A 15,648-nucleotide genomic window follows, 5' to 3' on the forward strand; every position below is an offset into this window, starting at 1 on the left:
GCCGAAACGGCGCGCTCAGCGCGGCGCGCAGAAGCAATAGGCGTACACGTTGGGCCGCCCGGCGCGGGCGTTGCGCAGCAGCTTGAGCTCCGGCATGGCGCGCGGCAGCTCGGCCATCCAGCTGGGCAGGCGCAGGCCGTAGCTCTGCGCGATGCGCACCGTGGCGCTCTGGTTGAGGCCCACAACGAACTGCTCGAAGCCGCCCAGCGGCTGCTCCACGTAGCGCACCGGGAAACCCTTGGCCAGCTTCGCCTGCTGCGCGGCGTAGGCGATGGCGCTGTCGAGCCCGCCGAGCTGGTCGACCAGCCCCCGGTCCAGCGCCTGCTGGCCGGTCCACACGCGGCCCTGGGCGATCGCGTCGATCGTGTCGTAGTCCTTGCCGCGCGCCTTGGCCACGCCGCCGACGAAGTCGTGGTAGCCCTTGTCGATGATTGCCTGGATCACCTGCCCCACGCGCGGATCCAGCGGCCGGGTGATGTCGAACGCGCCGGCCATCGGCCCCGTCGCGACGCCGTCGCTCTGCACGCCGAGCTTGGCCAGCGTGTCGGGGATCGAGTAGTACATGCCGAAGATGCCGATCGAGCCGGTGATGGTGTTCGGCTCGGCGAAGATGCGATCGGCGTTCATCGAGATCCAGTAGCCGCCGCTGGCCGCCACGTCGCCCATCGAGACGATCACCGGAATACCGGCCTTGCGGGTCAGCTCCACTTCGCGGCGGATCTGCTCGGCGGCATACACCTCGCCACCGGGCGAGTTCACCCTGAGCACCAGCGCCTTGGTCTTCTTGTCCTCGCGCGCGGCGCGGATCAGTGCGGCGGTGGATTCGCCACCGATCTCGCCCTGGGGCTGCTTGCCGCCGGCGATCTCGCCCTCGGCCACCACCACCGCCACGCCGGGCTTGAACAGCGCGTCGGTATCGTCCGGCAGCTGCGCCACATAAGCGGCCAGGTTGACGGCACGGAAGCCGCGCCCCTGCTTGCCGGCCGGCACGCCTTCGCGACGCATCATCGTCTCGACATCGGTCTCGGTGGCGAGCCCGTCGACCAGATGCTCGTCCAGCGAGAGCTGGGCGAGGTTGCCATGAGTGCGGCCGATGTTGTCCGGCAGCTGGTCGATGTCGTTGCGCAGGGTGGCCGGGTCCAGCTTGCGCCGCTTGGCAACGCTGGCCAGGTAGTTGTCCCACAGCCCGCCCATCCAGTAGCTGTCGGCTTCCTTCGACTCGGGCGAAGCGTGGTCGAGGATGTACGGCTCGGCCGCGCTCTTGAACTGGCCCACGCGGAACAGGTGCACCTGCACGCCGAGCTTGTCCAGCAGGTCCTTGTAGAACAGCCGGTAGTTGGCCAGGCCGGTGATCATCACGCCGCCCTGCGGATCGACCAGCAGGCGGTCGGCGTGCGACGCCAGGTAGTACTGGCCCTGGTCGTAGTTCACGCCCCAGGCGATCACCGGCTTGCCAGCGGCGCGGAAGCGGTCGAGCGCTGCGCCCACCTCGCGCAGCGCGGCGAAGCCGCCAGCCTGCAGCTGGTCGGGCAGCAGCAGGATGCGGGTGATGTGCTCGTCGGTGGCGGCCGCGTCGATCGCGCGCACCAGGTCGCGCACCTGCACTTCCTTAGGCTGGTTGCCGGACAGGCCCGACACCACGCGCTGCAGCGGCGCGATGCTGTACTGCTCCACCAGCCGCCCCTCCGGCTTGATCACCAGCACCGAATCGGCCTGCAGCCCCAGCCCGGCGTGGCGCCCGGCGAACAGGCCGGCCACCAGCAGCAGCACGATGAACAGCAGGCCGAAGAACACCGTGTTGATGATGACCAGCCGCAGCACGTTCAGCCCGCGCCCGAAGACGCGGAGGAAGGCCCAGAAGCCGTTGGGGCGCGAAGCGGTCATGCAGCCATCCTGAGCAGAGGCGGAGGATTAAGGATCGATCGGCAGCGTACCGGCTTGCACCGGCGCGGTCATGTGTGGGTCGTCAGGCTGCGTCGTCTTGACCCAGCGCTGGCGCCAGGCGCTGCGCCAGAAGCGGGTGAACAACATCACCGCCGACACGCTCAGGCCGGCGATCAGGCCCATCCACATGCCGCGCGCGCCCAGCCCCTGATGGAATGCCAGCCACCACCCGGTCGGCATGCCGACCACCCAGTAGGCGAACAGGGTGATCGCCATCGGCACGCGGGTGTCCTTCAGGCCACGCAGCGCGCCGTTGGAGGCGACCTGGATGCCGTCGGAAAACTGGAACACCCCGGCCAGCAGCAGGAGCTGCGCGGCCAGATCCACCACCTTCGCCTCATGGGTATACAGTCCGGCGATCCAGTGCGGCGCGCCGAACATCACGGCCGCCGACACCAGCTGGGTGACCAGGCTCAGCCCGATGCCGCAGAACCCCGCGTAGCGGACGCCGCGCGCGTCGCCGCGGCCGACCGCGTTGCCTACCCGCACGGTGATCGCCATCGCCAGTCCCAGCGGGATCATGAAGAACAGCGACGCCACGTTGAGCGCGACCTGATGACTGGCCACTACCTCGTCGCCGAGCCGGCTGATGCCCAAGGCGACCGCGACGAACAGCCCGGCCTCGGCCAGCAGGCTCACCGCCATCGGCACGCCGACATGCAGCAGCTCGCCGATGCGTCGCCAGTCGGGACCTTCGAAATGGTCGAGCAGCCCGAGCCCGCGATAGTTGCGATGGCGCAGCACGTAGATCGCGAACGCGATCAGCTCCAACCACAGCACCAGCGCCGTGGCCATGCCGCAACCGCGCGCGCCCTGCGGCGGCAGGCCGAGCTTGCCGTACATGAACACGTAGCCCAGCGGCACCAGCAGCACCAGGCCGCCCAGGCTGAAGAACATCGACGGCCGGGTCAGCGACAGGCCTTCGGACAAGCCGCGCAGGGTGAAGTAGCAGGTGAGCGCTGGCGCGCCCCAGCTGATCGCGCCGAGAAAGGCGACCACGTCCTCGCGCAGGTCCGGCGCCACGCCGATCCACACAAACATGGGGCTGGCATGGCGCGCGGCGAACCAAAGCACCGTGCCGGCGATCAGCGCCAGCCACAGCGCCTGGCGGAACACCGGGCCGATCGCGTGACGCCGGCCGGCGCCATCGAGCTGCGCCACCGAGGGCGGCACCGCCATCATCAGGCCGATGCCGCTGACGATCGCCAGCGACCACACGTTCGCCCCCACCGCGACGGCGCCGAGCACGTGGGTGCTGTAGTGGCCCGACAGCAGCGCATCGATCACGTTGGAACCGATCGCCGCCAGCTGGGCGGCGACCAGCGGCAGGGCGAGGCGCACGGTGGCGGCCAGTTCGTGGGCGACCCTGGCGCGATCGGGGCGAAAGGTGTTCATGGCAGAAACGGTCGACAGGGCCGCGCATTCTAGCCGAGGCGCACGGCGCGGCTGATCGTTTCGCGCGCTTGTGACACCATCGGCCGCTTCCAGGGGCAAGGGGCCGATCCATGAACGAGCTGGACCACGTCAGCCAGGTGCGCTGCGCCAACTGCGGCACACCGATGCAGGGTGAGTTCTGTCACCACTGCGGGCAGTCGATCCACAGCGTACTCAAGCCCGTGCACCACATGGTGGAGGACACGCTGGACATGGTGCTGCACGTGGACGGACGCATCCTGCACACGCTGCCGCCGCTGCTGCTCAAGCCTGGCTTCCTCACGCTCGAATACTTCGCCGGCCGACGGGTGCGCTACATCGCGCCGTTCCGGCTGATGTTCGTGTTGTGCCTGTTGGCCTTCGCGGTGTGTCACTTCGCGATGGAAGGGGGCGAGGACCTGCCGCGCCACGCCGTGGTGCTGTCGACGCCGTTCGAACATGCCGACTCGCCGGACAGCGTGCAACGCGCCTTGGATAACGAGCTGGTCAAGGTGGAGGCTGCGCGCAAGGCCGCAGGCGCCAATGCGGTGGGCATCGCCGCTGCCGCTGCCAGCGAGGCGCGTCTGCGAACCGAAGCGGCAAATCGGTTGGCCGAGCTGAGGAAAGAGCAGCACCCGACCGGTGGCGACAAGACCAGGGAGGCTGACAGCGGCGACCACACCGATGCCAGCGCCAGCAACCCGTTCAACAGCGCCTGGGATTCCAAGGCCTACCCCGTGCACCTGCGCTGGCTGCCGGCGTTTGCCAATCGCCGCCTCACCCAGTCGCTGGAACACATGCACGCAAATGTCGATGCGCTGTTCTCCAGCGGCGAAGCCGGGACGCTGGCCCAGGAGCGCATCACCGCCCAGCTGTTCGCCTCGTTGCCGCAGGCGCTGTTCCTGATGCTGCCGCTGTTCGCCCTGCTATTGAAGCTGTTCTACGTGTTCAAGCGGCGGCTCTACGTGGAGCACATGATCGTCGCCCTGCACAGCCACGCCTTCCTGTTCCTGGCGCTGCTGCTGGGCGTGGGCTTGGTGCTGCTGGAGGGGTGGCTGGCCGGGTTCGCCGGATGGGCCACGCGTCCGGTGCGTCTGCTGGAATGGGCGCTGGTGATCTGGGCGCCGACCTACCTGCTGCTGATGCAGAAGCGCATCTACCGACAGGGCTGGCCGATGACCATCCTGAAATATCTTGCGGTGGGCTGGTGTTACGTCTGGCTGCTGGTTTTGGCGCTGGTGCTGGGTGCCGTGCTGACGCTTTCGCACTGAGAACTGGATCACACAATTCCCGCCCACAGGCGGGGTCCGCGCCGATCGGCGCAAGGGTTTTGCACAGCGTCACGAGAGTGTCAACCCAGTCACACGTGCTGTTGCAGTCAGGTGAAGCCCACCTGACTGCCAATCGCAAGTCATTGATAAAAATGCATAATTTATCATGGCTAAAACTTGCCCATCCCGTCGGGAAAGGCGTCACGACGGGGCTGAGGCGCCCCCTTCCCCGCCGCATCCACAGAGTTATCCACAGCAACTGTGGATAAGCGCAAAAAGGGCCGGGGAGGCGCCACTTACCCCCTTTTTCTAGAGTCCGGCGCAGCAAGAAAGGGCAAAGGCGCGCGGCGCCGCGGGAGCGACGGGAAGATGCGACGGAGCGACCCGGCGGGACATGGCGTGTGGCCCGTTACACTGGTCTGCCCACGAGGTAACCATGCCCACCGTCGTCCGCGTCGCCCTGCCGGTGCCCCTGCCCACCCTGTTCGACTACCTGCCGCCCGCCGAGGGCCACTGGCAGGCGGGCAGTCGCGTGCGAGTGCCGTTCGGACGCGGCAGCAAGGCGGGGATCGTGGTCGACCCGGCCGCCAGCGCGAGCGTGGCCGGCGACCGGCTCAAAGCGGTCATCGAGGTGCTCGACCCGGCCCCGTTGCTGGATACCGAGTTGATGCAGACGCTGGCCTGGGCCGCCGACTACTGGCTCGCGGCTCCGGGCGAGGCCTACGCCAATGCGTTGCCGCTGGCCTTGCGCGAGCCGCGGCCGTGGCCGGATACCCGTGACGAGTACTGGCAACTCACCGCCGCCGGTCGCAGCGCGCTGGATGCCGGCAGCCGCCGCGGCGCCAGCCAGCAATTGCTGCAGTTGTTGGCGCCGGGCCCGCAGCGCGCCGACGTGCTGGGCGAGCAACTGCCGTCGTGGCGGGCCGCCGCCCGCCGCCTCGCCCCGGCTGGCCTGATCGAGCGCCATACCGCCGCGGCCGTCACCACGCCCGCGGGTGCGCCGTTGCCGCTCAGTGACGAGCAGCAACAGGCTGTGGCCGCAGTCGCGGCCGAAGGCCACCGGTTCCAGCCGTTTCTGCTCGACGGCGTCACCGGCAGCGGCAAGACCGAGGTGTACCTGACGCTGATCGAGCAGGCGTTGGCCGAGGGACGGCAAAGCCTACTGCTGGTGCCGGAGATCGGCCTGGCACCGCAGACCCTGCGCCGGCTGCGCGAACGCCTGGGCGTGGCGGTGGAGGTGCTGCACTCCAACCTGGCCGAGGGGGAGCGCGCACGCGCCTGGCTGCGCGCGCGCAGCGGCGAGGCAAAGGTGATCCTGGGCACCCGCTCGGCGGTGTTCACGCCGCTGCCGCAGGCCGGATTGATCGTGGTCGACGAGGAGCACGACGCGGCCTACAAGCAGCAGGAAGGCTTTCGCTACCACGCGCGGGACCTGGCCCTGGTGCGCGCCCGCGCACTCGGCGTGCCGATCGTGCTGGGCAGCGCGACGCCGTCGCTGGAATCGCTGGCGAACGTGGCGGCCGGGCGTTACCGCCCGCTGGCCCTGCGCGCGCGCCCGGCGGCCGTCCATCCGCCGCAGGTGCAGATCGTCGACGTGCGTTCGCAGCACCTCGATCACGGCCTCTCGCCCGCGCTGCAGGCGGCGGTGCGCGAGACGGTGGCGCGCGGCGAGCAGGCGCTGGTGTTCCGCAACCGCCGCGGCTACGCGCCGGTACTGCTGTGTCACGCCTGCGGCTGGCATGCCGATTGTCCGCGCTGCGAGCGCCCGCTGACCCTGCACGCGGGACAGCGCCAGCTGCGCTGCCACCACTGCGACTACCGCAGCAAGGTGCCGGCGACGTGCCCAGCCTGCGGCGCCGGTGCGCTGTGGCCGCAGGGCCAGGGCACCGAGCGGCTGGAGGAAGCGCTCACCGCGCTGTTTCCCGACGTGCCAGTGCTGCGCATCGACCGGGAGACGACCCGCCGCCGCGACGCCTTCGAGCACCTGATCGACGGCCTGCGCGCGGACGCCCCCGCGATCCTGGTCGGCACCCAGATGCTGGCCAAGGGCCACGACCTGCCCAACCTCACCCTGGTCGCCATCGTGGGGGTGGACGAGGGTCTGCACAGCATCGACTTCCGCGCCGCCGAGCGGCTGGCGCAGCTGGTGGTGCAGGTGGCCGGTCGCGCCGGAAGAGCAGCCAAGCCGGGGCGGGTGCTGCTGCAGACCCATCATCCGGACCATCCGCTGTTGCGCACCCTGCTCGCCAAGGGCTATGGCGCGGCGGCCGTCAGCTTGCTGGCCGAGCGCGAACAGGCGGCGCTGCCGCCCTTCAGCCATCAGATCCTGCTGCGCGCCGATGCGCACGAGCGTGGCGCCGTGGACGCCTTTCTTGCGGCCGCTGCCGCCGCGCTGCCGGACGGTCACACCCTGCAGCTGGCCGGGCCGATGGCGGCGCCGATGGCGCTGCGCGCGGGGCGCCATCGCGGCCAGTTGCTGCTTGAGGCCGCCAGCCGCGCCCAGCTGCATGCCGTGGCGCGGCCGTGGCAGCGCGCACTCGGCAAGCTGCCCGCCGCGCGACGCGTGCGCTGGTCGCTCGATGTGGATCCGATCGACCTCTACTAAGGCGCTTTGCTCACGGGATCGCCACCCCCGCCTCGTATACTTGGCGGCTGACGTTCAGGAGGTCCCGATGGCATCGCAGCTCGAACAACTTCGCCAGTACACCACCGTGGTCGCCGACACCGGGGACATCGAAGCGATCGCCCGCTACAAGCCGGTCGATGCCACCACCAACCCGTCACTGCTGCTGAAGGCCGCCGGCATCCCGGCGTATGCGCCGCTGCTGGACGAAGCGGTGAGCTGGGCCAAGTCGCGCGGTAACGGCCGCGAGCAGCAGATCGTCGATGCCGGCGACCACCTCGCCGTCGCGGTCGGGCGCAAGATCCTCGACCTGGTGCCCGGGCGCGTGTCCACCGAGGTCGATGCGCGGCTTTCGTTCGACACCGACGCCACCATTGCCAAGGCCGAACGCCTGATCGGGCTGTACGAAGACGCCGGTGTGAAGCGTGACCGCATCCTGATCAAGATCGCCTCCACCTGGGCCGGCATCCGCGCCGCCGAGCAGCTGGAACGGCGCGGCATCCAGTGCAACCTCACCCTGCTGTTCTCTTTCGAGCAGGCGGTGGCCTGTGCTGAGGCGGGCGTCTACCTGATCTCGCCGTTCGTCGGCCGCATCATGGACTGGTACGTGGCCAACACCGACGCCAAGTCGTTCGAGCCCGAGCTCGATCCAGGCGTGCAGTCGGTGCGGCGCATCTACGACTGGTACAAGCGCCACGGTTTCGAGACGGTGGTGATGGGCGCAAGCTTCCGCAATGCGGGGCAGATCCGCGCGCTGGCCGGTTGCGATCGCCTCACGATCAGCCCGGACCTGCTGGAGAAACTCGACGCCAGCAACGAACCGCTGCCGCGTGCGCTGGAGGACGCCGGCACCCGCGCGCCGCCTCCGGAACCGATCAGCGAGCCGGCCTTCCGCTGGGGTCACAACGAGGACGCGATGGCCACCGACAAGCTGGCCGACGGCATCCGCAAGTTCGCCGCCGACCAGGTGAAGCTGGAAAAGCTGCTGGCCGCCAAGCTCTAACGACACCCAGCAGCCACACGCACCAACGAAAACGGCCCCTCACGGGGCCGTTTTGCGTTGCGCGTTGTGGCCGGCGGTCACGCCGCGGCGGCGAACAACCCGCGCATCTTCTTCATCGCGTTGGCCTCGACCTGGCGGATGCGCTCGGCCGACACACCGTACTCGTCGGCCAGATCCTGCAGCGTGGCCTTGTCGTCGTTGAGCCAGCGACGCTGGATGATGTCGCGCGAGCGGTCATCCAGCTTCTGAAGAGCGGCCGACAGCGTTTCCAGTTGGTTGTCGCTCTGGTCGGCGTCGGACACCGAGTCGTACGGATCGGCGCCGTCGTCCACCAGGAACGCGGCCGGCGCCGGCTTGGCGTCCTCGTCGGCGTCGGTGGGCGCCTCGAAGCCCACGTCGCGGCCGGACAGACGCGACTCCATCTCGCGGACAGTTGCTTCCGGCACGCCCAGATCCTTCGCCACCGTGCGCACTTCCTCGGCGTTCATCCAGCCCAGGCGCTTCTTGCTCTTGCGCAGGTTGAAGAACAGTTTGCGCTGCGCCTTGGTGGTGGCGACCTTCACGATGCGCCAGTTCTTGAGGATGAACTCGTGCATCTCGGCGCGGATCCAGTGCACGGCGAAGCTCACCAAGCGCACACCCTGATCCGGATCGAAACGCTTCACCGCCTTCATCAGGCCGATGTTGCCTTCCTGGATCAGGTCGCCGAGCTGCAGGCCGTAGCCGGAATAACCGCGCGCCACGTGAACCACGAAACGCAGGTGCGACATCACCAGCTTCTTGGCCGACGACAGATCGTTGTCTTCGAGGTAGCGGCGCGACAGCGCCTGCTCTTCTTCCTGGGTCAATACCGGAATGCGGTGCACGGCCGAAATGTAGGCATCCAAGCTGCCTACTACGCTGGGCAGCATTGAGGGGACGGTTGCCAAGGTCTTGGACATTATAAGCCTCCGGTACAAGAGCATCAGGTTAGCACTCGGATGATTAGAGTGCTAAGGCAGTGATTGGTTCACGGCCTTTATTGAACCTAATAGTACAGAAATGAAGTCGCCTTGTCTATCCCATCCTCGCGGGGCGCCCTTAACAGATGTCTCTGCACGCCTCGGATCCTGCCGAACTCGCGGCCGCGGGGGACGGAGATGCCGGAGGCAGCCTCGCTTGAGCGAGCCTAAATCGGTCGCGGAACGGCATTCGCGCTCACTACAATGCCGGCATACGTATCCAAGGAAATTCTGCGTGATCATCTGTGTACCCGACGTGCTGACCGCACAGGAGCTGGCAGCATTGCGCGCCGACTTGCAATCTGCGCCCTTCGTCGATGGCTCCAGCACGGCCGGCTGGTCGGCACGTACCGTTAAGAAGAACCAGCAGATCGACCCTGACAGCGCGGGCTACGAGCGGATGGCCGATATCGTGCGCGCCGCCTTCCACCGCAACGGTCTGCTGCAGGCGGCACTCCTCCCTGCGGCGAACACGCGGCCACTGTTTAACCGCTACGTCGGCGGCATGGAGTACGGAGCACACGTCGATGCCCCGGTCATGGGCACCATGGGGGGCGCTGTGCGGAGCGACATCGCGATCACAGTATTTCTCTCCGATCCAGACAGATACGACGGCGGAGAACTGGTGACACACGCTAGCGGCGGCATCGAGTACAAATTCAAGCTGGAAGCCGGCGCCGCCATCGCCTACCCGGCCAACACTCTGCACCACGTCAGCCCTGTAACCCGTGGCGCGCGCGATGCGGCCATTATTTGGGTACAGAGCATGGTGCGCGATCCAGCACGCCGCGAGCTGCTATGGGATCTGGAAAACGCGAAACGCGACCTCTTCAGCCGCGAGGGAAAGAGCCGTGCCTTCGACGCCGTGAGCCGCTCGCACGCAAACCTGCTTAGGATGTGGGCGGAAGTAGCCAGCTAATGGGGTCAATCCGCCAGCGCCGCGCGCGGCGGCAGCGACCAGTCGATCGGCGCCATCCCTTCCCGCTGCAGCCACGCGTTGGCCGCGGAGAAGTGCCCGCAGCCGATGAAGCCGCGATAAGCGGATAGCGGCGACGGATGCACCGCGGTGAGCACATGGTGGCGCTGGGTGTCGATCAGGCGGCCCTTGCGCTGGGCGTAGCTGCCCCAGAGCAGGAACACGATGCCCTCGCGCTCGCGGTTGAGCGCCTCGATCGCCGCATCGGTGAAGCCCTCCCAGCCCTTGCCCTGATGCGAGCCGGCCTGGCCGCGCTCCACGGTCAGCACCGCGTTGAGCAGCAGCACGCCGCGATCGGCCCAGGGCGTGAGGCAGCCGTGATCGGGCCGGGGAACCCCCAGGTCACGGGTAATTTCCTTGAAGATGTTGTCCAGCGACGGCGGCACCGGCACGCCCGGACGCACCGAGAAGCACAGGCCGTGTGCCTGGCCCGGGCCGTGATACGGGTCCTGCCCGAGGATCACCACCCGCACCGCCTCGAACGGGGTGTGATCGAACGCGGCGAAGATCTCCGGCCCCGGCGGATAGATTTCCTTGCCTGCCCGCTTTTCTGCGCGCAGGAAGTCGGCCAGGGCGCGCATCTCCGGGCGCTCGAGGTAGTCGCCGATGCGGGCCTTCCAGCCCGGCTCCAGCCGAACGCGCTCGCCGCTCATGCGGACGGCGGCTGGTTGAGCGAGCGCAGGTGCTGCGACACGCGCAGCTGGAACAGCAGCTTGGTGATCAGCAGGTGTTCCTCGACCGGCTTCTCGACCAGGTCGTTGGCGCCCGCCTTGAGCAGGGCCGCCTGGTTGGCCGGGTTTTCGTCGCCGGTCATCACCAGCACCGGCAGCCGGCCCTTGCTGTAACCGAACTCGGTGCGGATGCGCTCGAGCAGATCGCCGCCGGTCAGCTCGCCCTTCAGGCTGACGTCGGTGAGCACCACATCGGCGCCGACCCAGCCCAGTTCACGGTCCGCCTCCAGCAGTGCCAGGGCATCCTCCACGCTCACCATGTGGCGTACGGTGAGGCCGATCTTTTCCATCATGCGGCGGGTCGCCAGCGCCACCACCCGGCTGTCTTCGACGTAGAGCACCGTGCCGGAGGCGGTTTCCTGCGGGCTAACGTAGCCGCGAATGAACGCGCCCAGCGCCGGAAAGCCCAGCGACTTGTCGAAATAGTCGGTGACGTGCTCGCCCAGCGCGCGCCGGTGCAGGCGGTCGTCCACGTCGCCGGAGACAACCACGATGGGTACGTAGGCCTGCGGCGCGGACTCGCGCACGTAGCGGGCCAGCTCCAGCCCGTCCATGTCGGGCAGGCGCAGCGCCACGGTGATGAAGTCGAACGCGCCGGCCTGCAGCTCACGCTGCGCCTCTTCGCCGGTCGCGCAGCCCACCACCTCGGCTGCCGGCAGGTCGCTGGCCAGCACGCGCGTGATCAGCTGACGCACCACCTTGGAGCCATCGACCACGAGCACGCGCGGCGACTCGCCTACGCTGCGGCCGCTGATGCTGCCGCCGCTCATCGTTTCACTTCCCGCATGGCGGCTGCCGCCAAGGTCCGCACGTCGATCACTGCCTCTCCCACCCCGATTCCCGGCGCTCCGCCGGAATCGTCGATCTTGCAACGTCGCACGCCACCGTGCCTGCGATCACCATCACCAATGCATGGATGCGGCGCATCAGACCGTCGCCCGCCGCAGCTGCCACGCGCTTACCAGCCGCGCGCCCAGCCAGCCGAGCAACGCGGCCGCCAGCGGGGTCGCCAGCAGCAGCCACAGCGGCAACGCGCCGAGTTCGAGCTGTCCGGCATAAGCCGCGTTGAGCTGCTCCACCGGCGCCACCAGCGACAGCTCGATCGCCACCGCCAGCAGCGAGGCCAGCACACCACCGAACAGGCCGTACCAGATACCCGCGTAGAGATAAGGCCGACGCACGAACGGACCGCTGGCTCCGATCAGCATCAGCACGCCGATCTCCTCGACCCGGCTGGCGATGTCCACCCGCACCGTGTTGCCCACCACCAGCAGGGCAGCGAGCGAAAGCAGCAGCGCCAGCACCGCGACGATGCGGTTGCCCAGGCCAAGCAATGCGTCCAGCCGCTGCCGCCAGGTGCCACTGTCCTGCACCATGTCCACCCCGCGCAGATCGCGCAGCTGGGTGACCAGATCCTGCACGGCGGCAGCATTGAGCGCGTCCTTCGGCTGCACGTCGAGCACGTAGGGCAGCGGGTTGTCGTCCAGCGCATGCACCGCGCCGCTGAAGCCCTGCATCGTGGCCAGCTCGTCCATGCCCTGCTGCGGGGTCTTCACCGTCACCGCGGCCACGTCGGCGCGTTCGCGTAGGCTGGTCGCCATGAGCTGGGCCGCCGGCGCACTCTGGCCCGGCTGCAGGAACACGCTGATCGCCTGCCGCTGGCCCAGCGCATCGCCCATGCGCTGCACGTTGCCGAGCAGCAGGTAGAACGCCAGCGGCAGCGCCAGCGCCAGGCCGATCACGGCCACCGTCATCGAGGTGCCGAACGGGCGCGCCAGCAGGCGGCGCAGGCTGGCCGCCGCGCTCCAGCGATGGTGCTCGCTCCAGCTGGCGACGCGGCGCGATTCGCTGCGGCGGCTGCCGCGCTGGCCGGCGGCATCGTCGGCGGCCGGTTGCTCGGGACGCGTGCTCACAGCACCTCCTGCGCAGCCACATCGGCCACCAGGCGGCCGTGATCGAGCACGATCACCCGCTTGCGCATGCGCTTGATCAGCGGCAGGTCGTGACTGGCCACCAGCACGGTGGTACCGACCTGCTGGAACTCGGCGAACAGGCCCATGATTTCCACCGCCAGCTGCGGGTCGAGGTTGCCGGTGGGTTCGTCGGCGATCAGCAGGCTCGGCCGCGCCACGATGGCGCGAGCGATGCCCACGCGCTGCTGCTCGCCGGTGGACAAGGTGTCCGGCAACTGCCGTTCGTAGGCAAGCAGACCGACCTTCTCCAGCGCCGCGCGCACGCGCTTGGCGCGTTCGGCCGGGGCCAACGCGCCGATCACCAGCGGCAGCTCGACGTTGGCGAACACGCTGCGGTCCATCAGCAGCCGATGATCCTGGAACACCATGCCGATGCGCCGGCGCAAACCGGGAATGCCGCGCCGACCGACCTTCGCCAGGTTGAGGTGATCTAGATGGATATGCCCGTGCGAGGGTCGCTCGATCAGCGCCAGCAGCTTGAGCAGCGTGCTCTTGCCGGCCCCGGAATGGCCGGTGACGAAGGCCATCTCGCCATCGCCCACTTCGAACGACAGCTGCGAGATCGCCTCGTGGCCCCCGTCATAGCGCTTGCTTACCTGATCAAAGCGGATCACCGCGTTCCCCGACCTTGCCGTCCCAACCAGCGGCAAGGATACGGGATGCACGCAGCCAGGTGAGCCCCTGCGCCGCGCGCGGAGGCTCACCGTCGGCAAACGCTCAGCGTCCGGTGAAAAGCCGCGTCAGGCGCCGGAAGAAGCCGGGCTTTTTCGGCACCGACGCCTCGGCCGGCACGCCCGACTGCACCGCTACCTGGCGCGACGGCCGGCCCGCAGCCGCCTCGTTGCCCGCACGGCGCTCGCGCGGGGGACGACGCTCGCCGCGAGGGGCATTGTTCTCGGCCGCCGGCCGGCTGGTCGCCGCGGCACCCGCTTCGGCCGAAGCCGCTGCGCCGTCGCGGCGGTTGCGGCCGCGACCGCCACGGCGGCGGCGCTTGCGTGGCACGCCGCTGGCGTCGGTGGGAGTGCCGTCCGGTGCGGTGGCCGGATTCGGCGCGGCGGCCTCGGCCACTGCAGCCACGGCCGCCTCGGCGACGGCGGCGCGCGGCGGGCGCGCCTCGGCCGAACGCGGCGGACGTGGGCCGCGCCCATCGCGCTTGCCGTCGCGGCTGCCGCTGCGGCTGCCGCTGCGGCTGCCGCGCGCGCCCTTGTCGCCCTCGCGCGGCTCGACGCGGTCGCCGAAGGCGGCGCTGTCAGCCGCGGCGTCGGCGGCGTACTGCGCGTCGATCGCCTTCGGCTTGGGCATCACCAGCATCTCCGGATCGACCGAGGCGACCGGGATCTTCTGCCCGATGTAGGTCTCGATCTCCGGCAGACTCATCGCGTAGAGATCACAGGCGAAGCTGATCGCATCGCCCTCGGCACCGAGGCGCGCGGTGCGGCCGATGCGGTGCACGTAGTCCTCGGCATCCTGCGGCAGGTCGTAGTTGAAGACGTGGCTGACCGCGGGAATGTGCAGGCCGCGGGCGGCCACGTCGGTGCACACCAGCATGTCGAGCTGGCCTTCCTGGAAACGCTGCAGCAGCTTCTGGCGCTTCAGCTGCGGCACGTCGCCGGACAGCGCGCCCACGCGGTAGCCCTGGCGCTTGAGCCGGTCGGTGATGCGCTCGGCGGCGGCCTTGGTGTTGACGAAGATGATGCTGCGCTCGGCCTGCGTGCGTTCGAGCAGGTTCAGCAGCAGCGGCATCTTTTCTTCCTTGGCCGGGAAGTAGACGACCTGGCGCACGCGGTCGGCGGTGACGTTGTCGGTCTCCACCACCAGCTTCTCGGCCTCGTGCATGTGCTCGTAGGCCAGCTCCAGCACGCGGTGGCTCAAGGTGGCGGAGAACAGCAGCACCTGGCGCTGCTCGCGCGCCGGCAGGCGGCGGAAGATGAAACGCACGTCCTTGATGAAGCCGAGATCGAACATGCGGTCCGCCTCGTCGATCACCATCACCTCGACGCTGTTGAGTCCAAACACGTTCTGCTTGTAGTAGTCGAGCAGGCGGCCGGGCGTGGCGATGATGATGTCGCAGCCGTCCTTGAGCTGCTGGCGCTGCTTGTCGTAGTCGACGCCGCCGTAGATCAGCGCGGTGCGCAGACCGGTGTGGCGGCCGATCGACTGGGCATCCTTGTCGATCTGGATCGCCAGCTCGCGGGTCGGCGCGATCACCAGTGCGCGCGGGTCCGAGTCCTTGCGGTCGGCGGCCGCCGGCTGGGTCAGCAGGCGGTTCATCATGGCGACCAGGAAGGCGCAGGTCTTGCCCGTGCCGGTCTGCGCCTGGCCGGCGACATCCCGGCCGGCCAGCGCGATCGGCAGGGTCAGCTCCTGGATCGGGGTGCAACGGGTGAAGCCGGCGGCGTCCAGACCCTGCTTGAGCAGCGGGTGCAGGTCGAAGTTGGCAAAGAAGGTATCGGTGAGAACGGTTTCGGACATGGGAGGCCAGTTTCGCTGCGGGCGGCGCAAGGCGGCTCGCCCGGTCCCGCCGCCGGGTGGCCTTGGGACAGGTGGGTGAGGCGGCGCTAGGGAGTGGCGTGGGCGCCGCCCCGCCCCGAGGGCTTGGCGCGGCTGCCGACAGCCGTGACGGGCGCCGGGGTGGAACGGCCCGAACCGGCGGTTCCGCTGGCATAGGCAAGGCGGTTGGCAGGAACACCACTGCGCAGAAGCCTTGCCTATG

12 protein-coding genes are annotated in these 15,648 nt (G+C 68.9%); 4 read left to right on the forward strand and 8 right to left on the reverse strand.

Annotated elements, in window-relative coordinates; translation table 11 throughout:
* Positions 1 to 15 precede the first annotated feature (15 nt).
* Positions 16 to 1,884, reverse strand: coding sequence for a signal peptide peptidase SppA (gene sppA / locus ACQVBX_RS13085; RefSeq protein WP_431634581.1), 1,869 nt, complete (start codon positions 1,882 to 1,884; stop codon positions 16 to 18).
* A gap of 27 nt (positions 1,885 to 1,911) precedes the next feature.
* Positions 1,912 to 3,339 (reverse strand): MATE family efflux transporter, encoded by a 1,428-nt coding sequence (locus ACQVBX_RS13090; RefSeq protein WP_431634582.1) that lies wholly within the window; start codon positions 3,337 to 3,339, stop codon positions 1,912 to 1,914.
* A gap of 110 nt (positions 3,340 to 3,449) precedes the next feature.
* Here ACQVBX_RS13090 and ACQVBX_RS13095 point away from each other — a divergent pair, with 110 nt between their 5' ends.
* From ACQVBX_RS13095 to tal, 3 genes are all read left to right on the forward strand, one after another.
* Positions 3,450 to 4,628: a DUF3667 domain-containing protein gene (locus ACQVBX_RS13095; protein WP_431634583.1), complete on the forward strand. Its 1,179-nt coding sequence runs from the start codon at positions 3,450 to 3,452 to the stop codon at positions 4,626 to 4,628.
* A gap of 436 nt (positions 4,629 to 5,064) precedes the next feature.
* On the forward strand, positions 5,065 to 7,233 hold the full coding sequence (locus tag ACQVBX_RS13100) for a primosomal protein N' (protein ID WP_431634584.1): 2,169 nt from the start codon (positions 5,065 to 5,067) through the stop codon (positions 7,231 to 7,233).
* Between the two features lie 67 nt (positions 7,234 to 7,300).
* The gene (gene tal / locus ACQVBX_RS13105; protein ID WP_431634585.1) at positions 7,301 to 8,254 is read left to right on the forward strand and encodes a transaldolase; all 954 of its coding nucleotides are present in this window, start codon (positions 7,301 to 7,303) and stop codon (positions 8,252 to 8,254) included.
* A gap of 77 nt (positions 8,255 to 8,331) precedes the next feature.
* Here the strand turns inward: tal and rpoH are convergent, their stop codons facing one another.
* Positions 8,332 to 9,195: an RNA polymerase sigma factor RpoH gene (gene rpoH, locus ACQVBX_RS13110; protein WP_431634586.1), complete on the reverse strand. Its 864-nt coding sequence runs from the start codon at positions 9,193 to 9,195 to the stop codon at positions 8,332 to 8,334.
* A gap of 295 nt (positions 9,196 to 9,490) precedes the next feature.
* Here rpoH and ACQVBX_RS13115 point away from each other — a divergent pair, with 295 nt between their 5' ends.
* The gene (locus tag ACQVBX_RS13115) at positions 9,491 to 10,174 is read left to right on the forward strand and encodes a Fe2+-dependent dioxygenase (RefSeq protein WP_431634587.1); all 684 of its coding nucleotides are present in this window, start codon (positions 9,491 to 9,493) and stop codon (positions 10,172 to 10,174) included.
* Between the two features lie 5 nt (positions 10,175 to 10,179).
* Here the strand turns inward: ACQVBX_RS13115 and ung are convergent, their stop codons facing one another.
* The 5 genes from ung to rhlB all read right to left on the reverse strand — a co-directional run bounded on the left by ung (position 10,180) and on the right by rhlB (position 15,407).
* Complete coding sequence (gene ung, locus ACQVBX_RS13120; protein ID WP_431634588.1) at positions 10,180 to 10,884, reverse strand: uracil-DNA glycosylase; 705 nt, start codon at positions 10,882 to 10,884, stop codon at positions 10,180 to 10,182.
* Positions 10,881 to 11,732 carry a response regulator gene (locus ACQVBX_RS13125; RefSeq protein WP_431634589.1) on the reverse strand — a complete coding sequence of 284 codons (852 nt, stop codon included), beginning with the start codon at positions 11,730 to 11,732 and terminating at the stop codon, positions 10,881 to 10,883. The genes ung and ACQVBX_RS13125 overlap by 4 nt, the downstream gene beginning before the upstream one ends.
* 156 nt (positions 11,733 to 11,888) lie before the next feature.
* Complete coding sequence (gene ftsX, locus ACQVBX_RS13130; RefSeq protein WP_431634590.1) at positions 11,889 to 12,875, reverse strand: permease-like cell division protein FtsX; 987 nt, start codon at positions 12,873 to 12,875, stop codon at positions 11,889 to 11,891.
* Complete coding sequence (locus ACQVBX_RS13135; protein WP_431634591.1) at positions 12,872 to 13,549, reverse strand: cell division ATP-binding protein FtsE; 678 nt, start codon at positions 13,547 to 13,549, stop codon at positions 12,872 to 12,874. Before ACQVBX_RS13135 ends, ftsX begins: the two co-directional genes overlap by 4 nt.
* Before the next feature lie 103 nt (positions 13,550 to 13,652).
* Entirely contained in the window at positions 13,653 to 15,407 is a 1,755-nt protein-coding gene (gene rhlB, locus ACQVBX_RS13140; RefSeq protein WP_431634593.1) for an ATP-dependent RNA helicase RhlB, read from the reverse strand.
* Positions 15,408 to 15,648 lie beyond the last annotated feature (241 nt).

This window comes from Dyella thailandensis, from assembly GCF_050749815.1.
Taxonomy (GTDB): domain Bacteria; phylum Pseudomonadota; class Gammaproteobacteria; order Xanthomonadales; family Rhodanobacteraceae; genus Dyella_A.